General features: G+C 70.6%; 12 protein-coding genes. 5 read left to right on the top strand and 7 right to left on the bottom strand.

Translation table 11 applies throughout. The annotated features are described in order from the left end of the window. The first annotated feature begins 7 nt into the window (after positions 1-7). From sbnA to HH310_RS19485, 3 genes are read left to right on the top strand one after another with little or no spacing between them, the layout of a single operon-like run. The gene (sbnA, locus tag HH310_RS19495) at positions 8-988 is read left to right on the top strand and encodes a 2,3-diaminopropionate biosynthesis protein SbnA (RefSeq protein WP_169177018.1); all 981 of its coding nucleotides are present in this window, start codon (positions 8-10) and stop codon (positions 986-988) included. Further along, positions 985-2004, top strand: coding sequence for a 2,3-diaminopropionate biosynthesis protein SbnB (gene sbnB / locus HH310_RS19490; protein WP_169177017.1), 1020 nt, complete (start codon positions 985-987; stop codon positions 2002-2004). Before sbnA ends, sbnB begins: the two co-directional genes overlap by 4 nt. Then, entirely contained in the window at positions 2001-3626 is a 1626-nt protein-coding gene (locus tag HH310_RS19485; RefSeq protein ID WP_169177016.1) for an amino acid adenylation domain-containing protein, read from the top strand. Before sbnB ends, HH310_RS19485 begins: the two co-directional genes overlap by 4 nt. Here the strand turns inward: HH310_RS19485 and HH310_RS19480 are convergent. The 7 genes from HH310_RS19480 to HH310_RS19450 are packed head-to-tail and all read right to left on the bottom strand — an operon-like array spanning position 3617 to position 10564. Further along, positions 3617-4825 (bottom strand): acetyl-CoA carboxylase biotin carboxylase subunit family protein, encoded by a 1209-nt coding sequence (locus HH310_RS19480; protein ID WP_169177015.1) that lies wholly within the window; start codon positions 4823-4825, stop codon positions 3617-3619. The genes HH310_RS19485 and HH310_RS19480 overlap by 10 nt on opposite strands. Positions 4826-4882: 57 nt before the next feature. Next, positions 4883-5119 carry an acyl carrier protein gene (locus tag HH310_RS19475; protein WP_169177014.1) on the bottom strand — a complete coding sequence of 79 codons (237 nt, stop codon included), beginning with the start codon at positions 5117-5119 and terminating at the stop codon, positions 4883-4885. Continuing rightward, the gene (locus tag HH310_RS19470) at positions 5052-6389 is read right to left on the bottom strand and encodes a type III PLP-dependent enzyme (protein ID WP_169177013.1); all 1338 of its coding nucleotides are present in this window, start codon (positions 6387-6389) and stop codon (positions 5052-5054) included. Before HH310_RS19470 ends, HH310_RS19475 begins: the two co-directional genes overlap by 68 nt. After that, positions 6386-7732 carry an ATP-grasp domain-containing protein gene (locus HH310_RS19465; protein ID WP_169177012.1) on the bottom strand — a complete coding sequence of 449 codons (1347 nt, stop codon included), beginning with the start codon at positions 7730-7732 and terminating at the stop codon, positions 6386-6388. Before HH310_RS19465 ends, HH310_RS19470 begins: the two co-directional genes overlap by 4 nt. Positions 7733-7759: 27 nt before the next feature. Next, a complete protein-coding gene (locus HH310_RS19460) occupies positions 7760-8587 on the bottom strand; it encodes a hypothetical protein (protein ID WP_169177011.1) in 828 nt (275 codons plus the stop codon). An 18-nt stretch (positions 8588-8605) separates the two neighbouring features. Further along, complete coding sequence (locus HH310_RS19455; RefSeq protein ID WP_169177010.1) at positions 8606-9541, bottom strand: 3-oxoacyl-[acyl-carrier-protein] synthase III C-terminal domain-containing protein; 936 nt, start codon at positions 9539-9541, stop codon at positions 8606-8608. A 27-nt stretch (positions 9542-9568) separates the two neighbouring features. After that, the gene (locus HH310_RS19450; RefSeq protein ID WP_169177009.1) at positions 9569-10564 is read right to left on the bottom strand and encodes a beta-ketoacyl-ACP synthase III; all 996 of its coding nucleotides are present in this window, start codon (positions 10562-10564) and stop codon (positions 9569-9571) included. Between the two features lie 164 nt (positions 10565-10728). Here HH310_RS19450 and HH310_RS19445 point away from each other — a divergent pair, with 164 nt between their 5' ends. Next, the gene (locus tag HH310_RS19445) at positions 10729-12477 is read left to right on the top strand and encodes a fatty acyl-AMP ligase (RefSeq protein WP_169177008.1); all 1749 of its coding nucleotides are present in this window, start codon (positions 10729-10731) and stop codon (positions 12475-12477) included. After that, positions 12474-14162, top strand: coding sequence for an acyl-CoA dehydrogenase family protein (locus HH310_RS19440; RefSeq protein WP_169177007.1), 1689 nt, complete (start codon positions 12474-12476; stop codon positions 14160-14162). Before HH310_RS19445 ends, HH310_RS19440 begins: the two co-directional genes overlap by 4 nt. Position 14163: the final 1 nt, after the last annotated feature.

Below are 14163 nucleotides of genomic sequence, written 5' to 3'. Positions count from 1 at the left end.
GAAGGGGATGCCCATCATCGCGGCGCCGCAGGATCTCCTCGAGTCCGAGGTATACATCGACCTCGAGCGCATGCTAGGCCGCAAGATGTATATGAAGACCGAAGGTCTCAACTTCGGTGGTTCGATCAAGTTGCGGTCGGCGGTCGGCATGGTCGCCGCGGCCGAACGCGACGGATTGATCCGATCTGATTCGATAATCGTCGAATCATCGTCGGGTAACCTCGGAATCGCGTTGAGCGTGGTCGCCGCCGACAAGAAGCTGCGGTTCCGATGTGTGACCGACGCCCGGTGCAACGCCGCCACGATTCTGGTCATGCGCGCGTTCGGCGCCGAGGTGGAGACGGTGACCGAGCCGCATCCGACGGGCGGCTTGTTGCAGGCGCGTCTCGACCGGGTGCGCGAATTGTGCGCGAACGACCCGCGTTACGTGTGGCTTGACCAGTACGGCAACCCCGCGAACTGGAACGCGCACTACGAGACCACCGCGCCGGAGATCGCCAAACACGTGCCCGACCTGACCGTGCTCTTCGTCGGGGTCGGCACCGGCGGCACCGCGATCGGTTGCGCCCGCTACTTCCGGGACACCATGAAGGACGTCCGGGTCGTCGCGGTCGACGCGGCCGGCTCGGTCACCTTCGGCACGCCCGCAGCGCCGCGGCACATTCCGGGCCTGGGTGCCGGGGTGCGGCCGCCGCTGGTCGACCCCGGCCTCTTCGACGACATCGTCCACGTCGGCGAGATGGACACGATCAGCGCCTGCCGGTTGATGTCACGCCACGGCTTCCTGTTCGGCGGATCCAGCGGCACGGTCCTCAGCGGCGCCGTGTCCTGGCTGCGCCGGCACGACCCGGAACGCCGGCACCGGGCCGTCCTGGTCGCGCCGGACATGGGTGAACGTTACATCGACACGATCTACAGCGACGCCTGGGTCCAGGAGCGTTTCGGCCGGCCCGTCCCCCCATTCGTCCTCGAGGAGGACCCGTCATGACCCAGTCCCCGTCGTTCGCCGTCATTCCCGGCACGGCCGTGCAGGCCGCGCTGGCCGGCCGGGAGGCCGAGGTGATGGACCTGATCGAGTCCGCATATCGGTTGCACGGTTCGGGGCGTACGGTCAACCCGCCGTCCTACTTTCTCCGTTTCCCGGACCGCCCCGAGGCGCGCATCATCGCGCTGCCCGCCGCCGTGGGCGGTGAGGTGGACACCGCGGGCCTCAAATGGATCTCCAGCTTCCCCGCCAACGTCGCCGAGGGGCTGCCTCGCGCCTCGGCCGTCCTGTTGCTCAACGACCGCACCACCGGATACCCGTTCGCCTGCCTGGAAAGCTCGATCATCAGCGCGACCCGGACCGCGGCGTCGGCGGCGCTGGCCGCCCTGGTGCTGGGCCGGGGCCGGGAGCAGCGCGGCCGGATCGGTCTGGTCGGCACCGGCCTGATCGCCCGCTACATCCACCGCTATCTGGCCGCAACCGGACACCCGATGGAGCGTATCGGCCTCTACGACCACTCGCCGGACCGGGTCCGTGGCTTCGGCGACTACCTGCGCGGCGTCTGCGACACGCCCGTGGAGCACTTCGACGACCTGGAGGGCCTCATCCGCACCAGCGACGTGATCGTCTTCGCCACCACCGCCGGGACGCCGCATGTCACCGACCCCGGCTGGTTCGACCATGCCCCGCTGGTCCTGAACATCTCGCTACGGGATGTGTCCGCCGACGTGGTGCTGTCGTCGGTAAATGTGGTCGACGACGTCGAGCACTGCCTCAAGGCGAACACCTCGGTCCACCTCACCGAGCAGGCCACCGGAAATCGTGACTTCCTGCACGCCACCCTGTACGACGTGCTGGCTGGCGACTACACCGTGCCCACCGGCCGGACGGTGCTGTTCTCGCCGTTCGGGCTCGGCGTGCTCGACATCGTGCTGGGCGAGTTCGTGTACCGGACCGGTGACCGGCAGGTTGTCGACGGCTTCTTCAGCGACCTCGAGACGTACGGGGTGACGCGGTGACGACGAACGACGCGCGCCGATTCGTCCCGGAGCTCGCCGACCTCCCGATCGTGTCCGAGGAGGCCGCCCGTGCCAGCAAGTGGAGTCTGCGACGCGACCATCCGGTGGACGTGGGGGAGACGGTGACCGGGCACGTACTGCGATTCGCCGAGACGGCGCCGCAGGACGTCGCGATCGCAGGACCGGATGAAACGGTGACTTACCGAGACTTGGCGTCCCGGGTGGCGGCCACCGAGGCGGCTTTGCTGGCGGCCGGATGCCGCCCGGGCGAGGTCCTGGCTTCGTGCGGGCCCCGCTCGGCCGAGTCGGTGATCCTGTTGCTGGCGTTCGAGAGCCTGGGGTTGACATACCTGCCGGTGGACGCCGCGTGGCCGGCCGAGCGGCTCACCGGCATTCTCGCCCGCGCGCACGCCGGGCGCGTGCTGCACTACGGCGGCCCGCGGCCACCCGACGCCGGAGTACCGGTGATTCCGTTCGTGGTGCCGGCCGGCGGTGACCCCGCAACGCTGCGGCGGCGATGTGCCGACCCGGGCGAGCCGCGTTACGTCTTCTACACCTCGGGGACCACGGGAACGCCCAAGGGCGCGCTCAACGAGCACCGCGGCATGATGAACCATCTGTGGGCGAAGGTGCTGGATCTGGACCTGGGTCCGGCCGATGTCCTCGGCCTGACCGCGCCGCTCACCTTCGACATCGCCATCTGGCAGATGCTCGCGCCGCTGCTGGTCGGCGGCACGGTAGCGGTTTTCGACGATCGGGACATGGCATTTCCCCGTACGCTGCTGGCCCGGGCCGAACGGACCGGGACGACGGTGCTCGAGCTGGTACCGACCGCACTGGAGTGGCTGGCCGGGCCGGCCGGCCGGGACCGGGCACGTGCCCTGCGCTGCCTGGTGTCGACCGGTGAGGAACTCGGCACGCCGCTGGCCGGTCGGCTGCTCGAGCGTTTCCCCGGCGTGACGCTGGTGAACGCGTACGGTTTCACCGAGACCTCGGACGACGTCACGCACCACGTGGTGACCCCGGACGACCTGGACCGGCCGCGGCTGCCGGTGGGCACTCCGGTCCCCAACACGGTGCTGTACGTGCTGGCCCGCGACGACCGCGGCATGTGGCGGGCCGTCGAACCGGGTGAGCTCGGCGAGCTTTTCGTGGGTGGGCTGGCACCGGGGTGCGGCTATCTGGCCGACGAACGGGCGACGGCCGCGGGGTTCTTCCGCGACGTGCTGGATCCGCAGTCGCCGACCGGCCGGCTCTACCGCAGCGGCGACGCCGTCCGTGTGGACGGGACGGTGCTGAGCTATGTGGGCCGGCTCGACCGGCAGGTCAAGGTGTCCGGCGTCCGGATGGAACTGGGCGAGATCGAGGCGGCGCTGCGCGCGCACCCCGCGGTCGCCGACGGAGCCGTGGTGACCGCGGGGGAGGGCGACCGCAAGCGGCTGGTTGCCTACTACGTGCCTGGCGACGGCCCGGTGCCGCCGGAGGAACTGCGTGACTTCCTGTCCCGCGCCCTCCCGGCGGCTCTGGTGCCGCGGCGGTGGCACCTGGTCGACGCGCTGCCGGTCACCGCGAACGGCAAGATCGACCACCGGCGGCTGGCTCAGCTCGCCGATCAGGAGTAATCCAGAGCCAGCGCCTCGATGGCGGCCGTCACCGCGGCCAGGGCCCCGCGGTGGTCGGCCGCCGCACCGTGCAGAACGCCGATGTGATCGCTGGTCCCGGCCCGCCAGTCGAGTGCCGACCCGGCCGTCACGTACGGGTCGAAGCGCAGCACTCCCGGTACCGCCGTGACCACCGCCGGGTCGGCCATGCCCACGAGTCGCGTCGCACCCGGCGGCGGCTGGATGAACCGCTGGTAGTGCACCCCGGCGGGCAACTCGGGGAGGTCCCCGACCGGGATGCCGAGCGCCACCTTGCACGCCGCCTTGACCAGGTCGAATCCGGTGGCCCGCCGGATCATCTCGGGCATGTAGCCGGGAACGCGGCCGTTCACCTCGATGATCCGCGGGCCGCTCGCGGTGAGTTTGATCTCGGTGTGCGTGACTCCCATGTGAATTCCAAGCGCCCGGACGGCCGCCTCGGCCAGGTGCCGGCAGCGCCGGGCCATGTCCTCGTTCACCGTGGACGGGATGAGCAGGCCGCCTTCCCGGAACGGGGGATGCAGCGGGAACTTGCCGGAGACGCCGACGTCCCGCACGACACCGCCCTCGATCACCGACTCGACGGAGACGAAGTCACCCCAGTCGGCGCCGGCGTGCCGCGGATCACCGACGAGCATCTCCTCGACGACGTAGTCCGTCGTGGTCGTGGCGTGCTGCCGCATCCACTCCCGGGCTTGGCCCGGCGTGTCGATCCGCTGGGTGTCGATGCTGCCGCGGCCCTCGCGCGGCTTGACCACCACGGGCAGGCCGATCTCGTCGATCAGCGCGGGCAGGTCGCCGGGGCGGGTCAGCAACCGCGAGGCGACGGCGTCGACACCCGCGTCGGCGAGGATCCTGCGCTGGACCAGCTTGTCGCGGCAGGCCCGCGCGGTGGCGACCGACAGGAACGGCATGCGGCCGGCCGCGGCGATCTCGGCCGTGGCCACGAGCTGCAGGTCGCTGAAAGTGGTGATGTGCTCGACACCGAGCGCGGTGAGCTTGCCCGCGGCGGTGGCGGCGTCGAGGCCGGTGACGTCGACCGACCCCTCGGGGATCGGTGCCGAAGTCGCCCTGGTGAACACGAACACCGGGTCGAAGACGCGACGTGCCGCCGCGAGGATGTCGACCGGGCGGGCGGCGCCCAGGTCGTAGACGATGCCGAGTTTCGGGGTGCCGGCCATGGGAGTGTCTCCAGTTCGGAAAAGGGCCCCGCCGCGCCGGCGGGGCCCTGGGACGGGTCAGTTCTGGTTACGGACGAACTCGGTCAGCGCGCTCACCGAGTTCAGGTGCTGCGGTTCGAGGTCCTCCGGGTCGAATGAGACGCCGAGGCTTTCCTCGATGGCCATGAGCACCTCGAGTACCGCGGTCGAGTCGAGGCTCAGCTCCTCGAGCAGCCGCGTGCCGCCGTCAACGTCCGGCAGCTCCCGCTCCAGCACCTGCTCCAGCACCTTGATGACGTCGCTCTCCTGAATCACCGGTTCTCCCTTCGAGGTCGATCACGAATTGCGTTTGGATGAGGTCGGCCACCGCGTCCCTGCGGCGGACCAGGTGCGCGACGCCGTCGAGGACCAGCACCTCGGCCGGGAAGCCGTGACTGAGGAACAGACCGGGCGACGCCGACGGGCCGTAGGCACCGGAGCGGCCGATGCCGAGCAGGTCACCCGGCCGTAGCGCGGGCAGCACCGCCCGCTTCACGAGCAGATCGTTCGGCGTACACAGTGGACCGGAGATGTTCCACGGCCGGTTGTCGTCCGCCGCGTCGCGGCTGAGCAGAGCCACCGGGAAGTTCCGTTTGACGAACGAGCCGATCCCGACCGCCGCCATGTGATGGTTGGTGCCGCCGTCGGCGACCGCGAACGGCTCGCCGTGCGAGTCCTTGACGTAGCGGACCCGCACGACATAGGTGCCGGCCGGTGCGGTCAGGTAGCGGCCGAGCTCCATCAGCACCCGCGTGTGCGGATGGCGTCGCCGGAAATCGTCGACCACGGGGTTGAGGCCGGCCGCGAGCACGTCCACGTCGAGGTCGCGTTCGCCCTCGAAATAGGCGATGCCCAGCCCGCCGCCCACGTCGACCACGTCGAGCGCACACCCCAGCGCCGCCGTGATCCGCTCGGCCATCGCCATGATCTGGGTGGTGTCGGCGACGACGGCCGCCTCCTGAAGGATCCGCGTGCCCATGTACGCCTGGACCCCGGCGATCCGCAGATGCGGCCATCGCTCGGCGGCCGGACCGGACCGCATCAGCTGGTCCTCGTCGATGCCGAACTGCCGGGCCTTGCCACCCATCGTCAGTCCCGCGCCCTTGACCGAGAACGCCGGGTTGACCCGGATCAGCGTGCGGCCGTGGCCACCGGCCTCGGCCACCATCGCGTCGTAGCGGTCGAGCTCGCCGAAGGACTCGGCCACGAACAACCCGGCCTCGCCGCGCGCACACGCGGCCAGCTCCTCCTCGCTCTTGCCCGGGCCCAGGAACATGATCTCGTCGGCCGGGACGCCGGCGCGCTGCGCGGTGACCAGTTCGACCATCGAGGAGACCTCGGCGCGCGCCCCCAGCCGGTGCAGGAGCTGGCACACGGCCACATTGGGATTCGCCTTCATCGAATAGAAGATCTCGACGTCGCCGTGCAACCGTGCCCGCAGCCCCTGGTACTGGCCGGCGAGCACGTCGCCGTCGTAAAGGTAGAGCGGAGTGCCGAAGCGGTCGGCGAGGTCGCGTACGGAAAGGTTCTGGATCTCGAAGGTCATGCCACGGTCTCCTTCTGCCATTCATCGAGGACGCCGGTCAGCCGGTCGTCCAGGTCGCGTACGGCGTCCAGGCCGGAACCGAGCAGGATGCCGTACAACCGGCCGGATTCGGCGGCGGTCACGGTGGCGAAGTTGTTGACGACCATGCCACTCGCGTTCTTGTCGGTCAGCAGCAGATCGCCGAGCGCGTCGCGGAGGCCGGCGAACGGCACACCGCCCGGTACGACGACCGGATAGTGCCGGGCCAGGGCGGTCCGGCCGGTCAGCTCGAGCAGCTCCAGCAGCGTCTCCTGGTAGGTCGACATGTTGTTGCGCGCGTTGATCTCGGTCACCGGGTAGAGCCGGCCGTCCGGGTCGAGCATGGCGTCGACGCCGACGACGCCGAAGAAACCCTCGGTGGCCAGAGCCGCGCCGACCCGCCGGCAGCATTCCTCGATCTCCTCCCGTACGCCCGTGCCGAGCCGCGCCGGCACCAGATGTCCTTTGTGTACACCGGACTCGGTCAGCGCCTCCTTGACGAAGTCGACCCGGACGGCGCCGTCCCGGCCCAGCGTGAACTGGTAGTTGAGGTCGGCCGACTTCTCGACCCACTCCTCGACCACCACGCCGAGCGCCTCGGTGCCTCGACGCGTGGCCCGGGACGTGAACATCCGGTCGAGCTGGTTGAGGCGGCCCGCGTCGGCGATCACCAGGATGCCCTTGCCGGAAACGCCGAAGGAATCCTTCACGGCCACCCGGCCGCCCGCGGCGAGCACATCGCGGGCCCACGTCACGGCCTCCCGCCATCGGTCGATGCTGTCGCACCAGCGGCCGGCCGGCTGCCGCAGTCCGAGCTCCTCCGTCAGGCGGCGGCTGTAGACCTTGCCGTTCACCGCCTTGGCCACCGCCGCCGATGGACCGGCCAGCGGGACACCCGTCGTCTCGGCGAGCCGCTCCTCGCGCTCGGAGATCCCGTGCGGCAGGATGGCCGCGCCGCTGTCACGCAGCCTGGACAAGAGCAGCCGCAGCGACTCGTCGGCCAAGGCGTCCCCGGTGACGTCGTTGGCCGGATTGCTGACGGCGGGGGTCAGGATCCGGGGCAGGGTCAAGCCCAGCGACGTCAGGTACTCCAGATAGCCCGCGTCCGGCTGGGACTTGAGCACGACGACGTCGTCCGGCCCGGCCAGCGTGAGGGCGAACTCGTCCATGCGATTGACGACCAGGTCGGAGCCGGGCGAATTGAACGTGGGAAGGCCCAGCTCACCCTCGCCCCAGTGGCGTTCCACCTCGAAATTGCCGAGCAGGACGAACGGCTGCCCGGCACGTCCGAGTGCCGTTCGCAACCTGTCGAGAAATGCGCTCATGTCGAAACCCCAGATTGATGAATTGAATTAGGCATGGAACGCGCAGGTACTCAGGTAGCCGGAACCGGCTCGGTAGTCGGCCACGACCACGGGGCCGGACGTGGACTCCACGACGCCGGCCAGCGCCGCCCAGTGCCCGGTGCCGGGCATCCCGGCCACCGGTTCGATGACGTCCGCGGAAAGGCCGGTCGCCTCCCAGAACGGCTGCAGCTCGGCCCCGCATACGATGGCTCCGGCGGCCGCGGCCTCGGCCTCGGCCCTCAGGTGAGCGACGATCTGGTCCGGGGTGGGTGCGGCGCGCTGCCGGACGCGGGGCGTGCCGAGTGTTCCGGCGGTGTCCAGCAGCATCAGAACCGCCGAGTCGTGCTCGGCCCGGACGGCGGCCGGGACGTCGAGGCCGGGTATCGCGGCGGCCTGATCCATCACGACGACCAGCACCCGCCCGTGGCGGCCGCGCGGCATGGTGGTGCCGGCGAGCCGCAGCGCGGTGAACCCGGCGGTGGCGCCTTGATCAGAGACGCCGAAGACGGTGTCGATCCCACCGGACGTCTCGGCCATGCGCGGCATCGCGTATCGCGGCTCGGCGTCCGGGACCGCGTGCGCGAGAACCGCCATGTCCAGATCGTCGAAGAGCGACCCGAAACGACCGGTCAGCACGTCGATCATGTCGTCGAAGCACCACCGGCCACCGGCGAGAAATTCATCCTTCCAGGGCAACCCGAAAAGACGCCACAGATCGCTGTAATACGGTGCGTTGTATTCGTCGTACGGGAGCTTTCCGGTGAACGTGGAATGGTGGACGAGGGACAGGCGCAGGCCGGTGGCCACGCCGGTCGCCGACGGTCCGACGTACATCGGTTCGCCTTTCTGTGGCTAATGCTCGAAGACCATGGCGGAGAAGGTGGCGCCCAGACCCACGGCGGTCATCACATACCGATCGCCGGGCTGGAGAACCCCGCTCGCCAGGGCTGTCTGGTAGTTGAGGAACGGGTCGGCGCCGAAGCAGTGCCCCACCGTCGGCAGGTTCTCGGTGTAGAGCCGCTTCTTGTCGTCGATGCCCATCGCCTTCAGCAGCTTGTACCAGGAGAGCCGGTTGACGTGGTGGGGCAGGATCAGGTCGATGTCGCGAGCGGTGAGGCCGGCCCGGTCGAGGGCCGTGGTGATCACCTCGGCGAGCGCATCGATGTAGAGGCCGGCCCACTCTTCATGGTCTTCGTCCGTCATCCGCGGACCCTTGTGGTAACGGCCGTGGATCCGGGACGCGAAGCCGAGCACCCGGTCGCGGACGTCGCTGCCCCGCACCAGGACGGCCGCCACGCCCTCGCCCATCACCGCGGTCACGCCGAGCACGGCCGCGTCACTGGTGAACGTCTTCTCACCTACGAAGACCAGCGCCAGCGCGTCCGGCTCGTCGTCCTCGGCCAGGAGCCGGCCGGCGATCTCCACCGCCATCAACGCCGAGGCGCACGCCTGCTGGCTCAGCGAGAACGCCATGGCGTTGGTGAGGCCGAGCGCCGCGCGCGCCTCGTGCAGCGGATCGGCCGGGTACGGCGCGGCCACCTGCATCGTGCGCGCCTGGATGACGTACCGGATGTTCTCGCGCTGCTCATCCAGGCCCGGCAGCATACGTCCGGCCGCGATGAGCTGCTCGGCCATCGTGCGTCCGGGATCGCGACGGATCTCGGAGAATCCGTAGTACTGCTTGTAGATTCTGATCTCGCGGTCGCTCATCGCGAACCCGCGTAGATAGTCGTGGACCGACTCCCGATGCGACGGCAGATAGGTCGACACGGCGGCCAGGGACGTCACAGCACTCCTCACATTCTGTACGAGTGGTCAGGGAAGCTGGGCGACCAACGCGGCCTGGGTCAGGCCGGCACCGAAGCCGGCCAGCAACGCGTAGCCACCGCTGGGCACCAGACCGCGTGCCAGGAGGTCGTCGAGGGCCAGCGGGATCGACGCGGCCGAGGTGTTGCCCAGCTCCTCGACGTGGCGTGCCACCACGGTGTGCTCGCTCAGGCCGAGCGCCTTCGCGGTGGCATCCACGATGCGGCCGTTGGCCTGATGCGGGACGAAGGCGGCAAGCTCGGTCACATCGACACCGGCCACCGTCAGCGCACGCCGGCACAACTCCGGCACGGTGCCGGTCGCCCAGCGGAACACCTCGGGGCCGGCCATCCGCATCGTCGGCCACGGCGCGGGCCGGGACCGCACGTCGTCCCAGGGACGGTCGAGGGTGATGAGCTCATGCTGGGAGCCGTCCGAACCCCAGACCACCGGACCGATTCCGGGCTGGGCGGCCGGCCCGAGAACCACAGCGCCGGCACCGTCGCCGAAGATGAACGCGGTGCCGCGATCGGCCGGGTCGAGAAGGTCGGTCATCCGCTCCGAACCGGCTACGACGACATGCCGGGCACCGCCCGTCCGGATCAACGCGTCGGCCACGGCGAGCGCGTGGCAGAAGCCGGAGCAGGCCGCGTCCAGGTCGAACGCGGCCGCACCGCGGGTGCCGATCAGGTGTGACACCTGCGGCGCCGCGGCCGGCACCGGGTTCAGATGGCTCATCGTGGCCAGCACCACGACGTCCACCTGCTCGGGCGCCACACCTGCCTGGGCCAGCGCCTTCACCGACGCCTCCACGGCCATCGCGACGACGGTCTCGCCCTCGCCGGCGAAGCGGCGGCTGACGATGCCCGAGCGCCTGCGGATCCACTCGTCCGAGGAGTCGATCGGCCCGGCGACCTCGGCGTTGGTCACCCGCCGGGCGGGCCGGTAGGCGCCGACGCCGAGAATGCGCGAGCCCGGCGACGGGTCCGCCGAAGAATTCCGCATAGAAACCCCTGTGCTCGTACGGTCGTGAGCCGGCTGAGCCGAACGCTAGGCGCGGGTGTCGTCACCGATCAATGACCTCGATGGGAGGTACCCGGTCAGGTAGCTCCCAACGACCGCGCGACGGTGGCTGGTGACCGGGACGGTCGGCGGCCACGGTGGATCTCATGGATGCGGCTGACACCTTGACCGGGCAGTTACGGCGCCTCGCCGCGGCTCGCCCCGACCAGGACGCCCTGGTCTTCGTGGCGGACACCGAGGAGCCGTCGCTGAACCGTTCGCTGACCTATGCGCAGCTCGACGCGGCGGCGCGGGCGCTGGCCGGACGGCTGCGAGCGCGTCACCCGGCGGGCGATCGGATGCTACTGCTCTACCCGTCCGGGCCGGACTTCGTGGTCGCCTTCTTCGCCTGCCAGTACGCCGAGCTGATCGCGGTCCCCGCGCCGGTGCCGGACGGTCAGCAGAGCCGCGATCGACGCCTGCGGAGCATCCTGCGCAACAGCGGCAGCGCCGCGGTGCTGACCGTGGCGTCGGCGGCCCCCGAGGTGCGTTCGTGGACCTCGGCAACCGACGTGCCCGATATCCCGATCGTGGTCACCGACGAGCCGGCCGGAGAGACGCCGTGGGTGCCGCGCGAACACAGCGACGAGGTGATCTCCTTCCTGCAGTACACGAGCGGCTCCACCGCCGACCCGCGCGGGACCGTTGTCACTCACCGGAATCTGGTCGCGCACGCGCACATCCTGCTGCGTATGTTCGGTGTGGACGGTCCGGTGCGCGTCGGTGGCTGGGTTCCGATGCACCACGACATGGGCCTGATCGGCTGCATGATCACCCCGATCTTCTCCGGCGGGACGAGTGTGCTGATGCCGTCCACGGCCTTCCTCCGCCGGCCGGTGTCCTGGCTCCTGCTGGTCGACCGGTACGACCTGGACGTCACCGTCGGACCGAACTTCGCGTACGAGCTGCTCACCAGCCGGGTCACCGATGACCAGCTGGCCGGCCTCGACCTGTCCCGGCTTCGCGTCGCCGTCAACGGATCCGAGCCGGTGCAAGCTCGCACCGTCGAGGCATTCACCCGGCGGTTCGCCGCGGCCGGTCTGCGGGCCGAGGCAGCGTGCCCGGCGTACGGTCTGGCCGAGGCCACACTAGCGGTGACCATGAGCCCGCACGACGCGGCGGCCATGATCACGCCGGTGGACAGCGAACCGTTCGCCCGCCGGGAGATCAGCGCGGCGACGTCGTCAAGCGTGCGGATCGTCGGTTGTGGCCGGGTCACCGGGCCGGAGGTGCGCATCGTCGACCAGGCGACCGCGACGACCCTGCCGGACCGGCGGATCGGCGAGATCTGGTTGCGCGGCCCGAGCGTGTGCCCGGGCTACTGGGCGAATCCGGCGGCGACGGCGGCGACGTTCGGCGCCGTCACCGCCGAGGGCGAGGACGGGTTCCTGCGCACCGGCGACCTGGGTGCCATGTACGACGGCGAGCTGCATGTGGCCGGCCGGATCAAGGAGACGCTGATCGTGCACGGCCGCAACCTCTACCCACAGGATTTGGAGGCCGAGGCCCGCACCGTCGACGCGAGCCTGGCGAACCTGGCCGGCGCGGCCTTCACGGTTCCGGTGCCGCATGAGGAAGTGGTCGTGGTGCACGAATGCCGGATACGCCGGATGGACGACGCCGAACAGGCCGCGCTGGCCGACGCGATCGTCCGCCGCCTCTCGCGGGAGTTCGGCGTGGCGGTGAACCTGCTGCTCACCCGCCCGGGTTCGGTGCCGCGCACGACCAGCGGCAAGGTACAGCGAGGCCTGGTCCGGGAGCGGTTCCTGCGTGGCGAGATCGAGCCGCTGGTGGCCCGATTGACCGCGCGCGTGCGGCGGACCGTCCAGCAGCCCGCGCCGGCGGTGGCTAGATGACCGCGCTCTTCCCGGACGCCGCCGCGATCGTTTCCGCGCTCGGCTCGTTCCTCGACCCGGACAACACCTTTTCCCGTACGGAATGCGCCCGGCTCGACGTCGAGGAGGAGTTCCCGGCCGCGATCTGCCGGGACCTCGACCGTCTGGGACTGCCGGCACAGTACGTGCCCGTCGCTCAGGGTGGCCGCCTGCACGACCATGCCGCGCTCGTGCACGTCGTCCGGCGGATCAGCCGCCGCGACCTGACGGTGGCGGTGGCCCACGCGAAGACGTTCCTGGGCGCGGCCTGCGTCTGGGTGACCGGTTCGGCAGGGCAACGCGCCCGCCTCGCCGGGGACGTCCTGGCCGGCGTGCCGGTGGCCTGGGGACTGACCGAACCGGACCATGGCAGCGATCTCGTGGCGACCGGCTTCGCCGCCGAGCGCGCCCCCGGCGGGTACCGGCTGACCGGCGTGAAGTGGCCGATCAACAACGCCACCCGCGGGGGCCTGATGTGCGTGCTGGCCCGCACCGGCGAGACGGCTGAGCGCGGTCCCCGCGCGCTCAGCCTCTTCCTGCTCGACAAGCGGACGCTGCCGCCCGGCACCATCGAATGCCTGCCGAAGACGCCGACGCACGGCATCCGTGGCGCCGACATCAGCGGCCTGCGCCTGTCCGGTGCCCCGGCCGGGCCGGACGCGCTGGTGGGCGAGCCGGGGACCGGCCTCGACACCGTCCTGCGGGCCCTGCAGCTGACCCGGGTCATGTGTACGGGCCTGTCGCTGGGCGCGGCCGACCAGGCGTTGCAGCTGATCCACGAGTACGTCCGGGAGCGCTTCCTGTACCAACGACTGCTCATCGAGATGCCCCACGTGCGGCGGACGCTGGGCGAATGCTGCGCCCGGCTGCTGCTGGCGGAGGCGGTGAGCATGTTCGCGTCCCGGTCCGCGCACACCCTGACCGGCGAGCTCGCGGTGACCTCGGCACTCGTGAAGGCGTTCGTACCTGCCGTCGTGGACGAGCTGATCTCGGTGGGCGCCGAGGTACTGGGCGCACGCGCCTTCCTCACCACCGTCTACGCCGACGGAGCCTTCGCCAAACTCGAACGCGACCACCGGATCGTGGCCATCTTCGACGGGAACATGGCGGTCAACCGCAACGCGGTGGTGAACCACCTCCCGGCGCTGGCCCGATACGGCGACGGCGCCGAGTTCGCCGCCGCGGTGCGGCACGCGGCCACGCTGGACCGGCCGCTGCCGCCGATCGGTGAGCTGTCGCTGCGGTCTCGGACCGGGACGTCGGTGTTGCGGACGCTGCCCTCGGCGGTGGCGGAATTGCGCGGCCCCGCACGGGAGCTGGGTGACGCGCTGGTCACGGTCGCCGAACGGTTGCGCACCGAGGCCGGTCGGGTGCGCCCGAGCGTGCGCGACGTGCCGGCCGAGGCGTTCGAACTGGTCGAGCGCTACGAGTGGGCCTTCGCGGCGGCCGCGGCGGTGCATGTGGCGGTGGCGAATCGGGACCGGCGATCCACCGAGCCCTGGTGGTGCGACGACCGCTGGCTGCGCGGCGTCCTCACGCTTGCGCTGGACCGGCTGCGGGCGCCGCTGCCGGCCGGCGCCGAGCAGGTCTTCGACGAACTGGCCGGCACGCTGACGATCGCGGAGCGGCCCTCGATCCTGCCCGCTGCCGACATGGAGGGCGAGTGAC

The organism is Actinoplanes sp. TBRC 11911, from assembly GCF_012933445.1.
Taxonomy (GTDB): Bacteria; Actinomycetota; Actinomycetes; order Mycobacteriales; family Micromonosporaceae; genus Actinoplanes.
Note: the sequence above shows the minus strand (reverse complement) of the source record. Positions and strands in the feature narration are given on the sequence as shown.

Bases quoted from the DNA above. Each gene is read 5' to 3' on its own strand.
- sbnA (WP_169177018.1), top strand. From the start codon at position 8: ATGCCCATCATCGCGGCGCCGCAGGATCTCCTCGAGTCCGAGGTATAC.
- sbnB (WP_169177017.1), top strand. From the start codon at position 985: ATGACCCAGTCCCCGTCGTTCGCCGTCATTCCCGGCACGGCCGTGCAG.
- HH310_RS19480 (WP_169177015.1), bottom strand. From the start codon at position 4,825: ATGGCCGGCACCCCGAAACTCGGCATCGTCTACGACCTGGGCGCCGCC.
- HH310_RS19470 (WP_169177013.1), bottom strand. From the start codon at position 6,389: ATGACCTTCGAGATCCAGAACCTTTCCGTACGCGACCTCGCCGACCGC.
- HH310_RS19465 (WP_169177012.1), bottom strand. From the start codon at position 7,732: ATGAGCGCATTTCTCGACAGGTTGCGAACGGCACTCGGACGTGCCGGG.
- HH310_RS19460 (WP_169177011.1), bottom strand. From the start codon at position 8,587: ATGTACGTCGGACCGTCGGCGACCGGCGTGGCCACCGGCCTGCGCCTG.
- HH310_RS19450 (WP_169177009.1), bottom strand. From the start codon at position 10,564: ATGCGGAATTCTTCGGCGGACCCGTCGCCGGGCTCGCGCATTCTCGGC.
- HH310_RS19445 (WP_169177008.1), top strand. From the start codon at position 10,729: ATGGATGCGGCTGACACCTTGACCGGGCAGTTACGGCGCCTCGCCGCG.
- HH310_RS19440 (WP_169177007.1), top strand. From the start codon at position 12,474: ATGACCGCGCTCTTCCCGGACGCCGCCGCGATCGTTTCCGCGCTCGGC.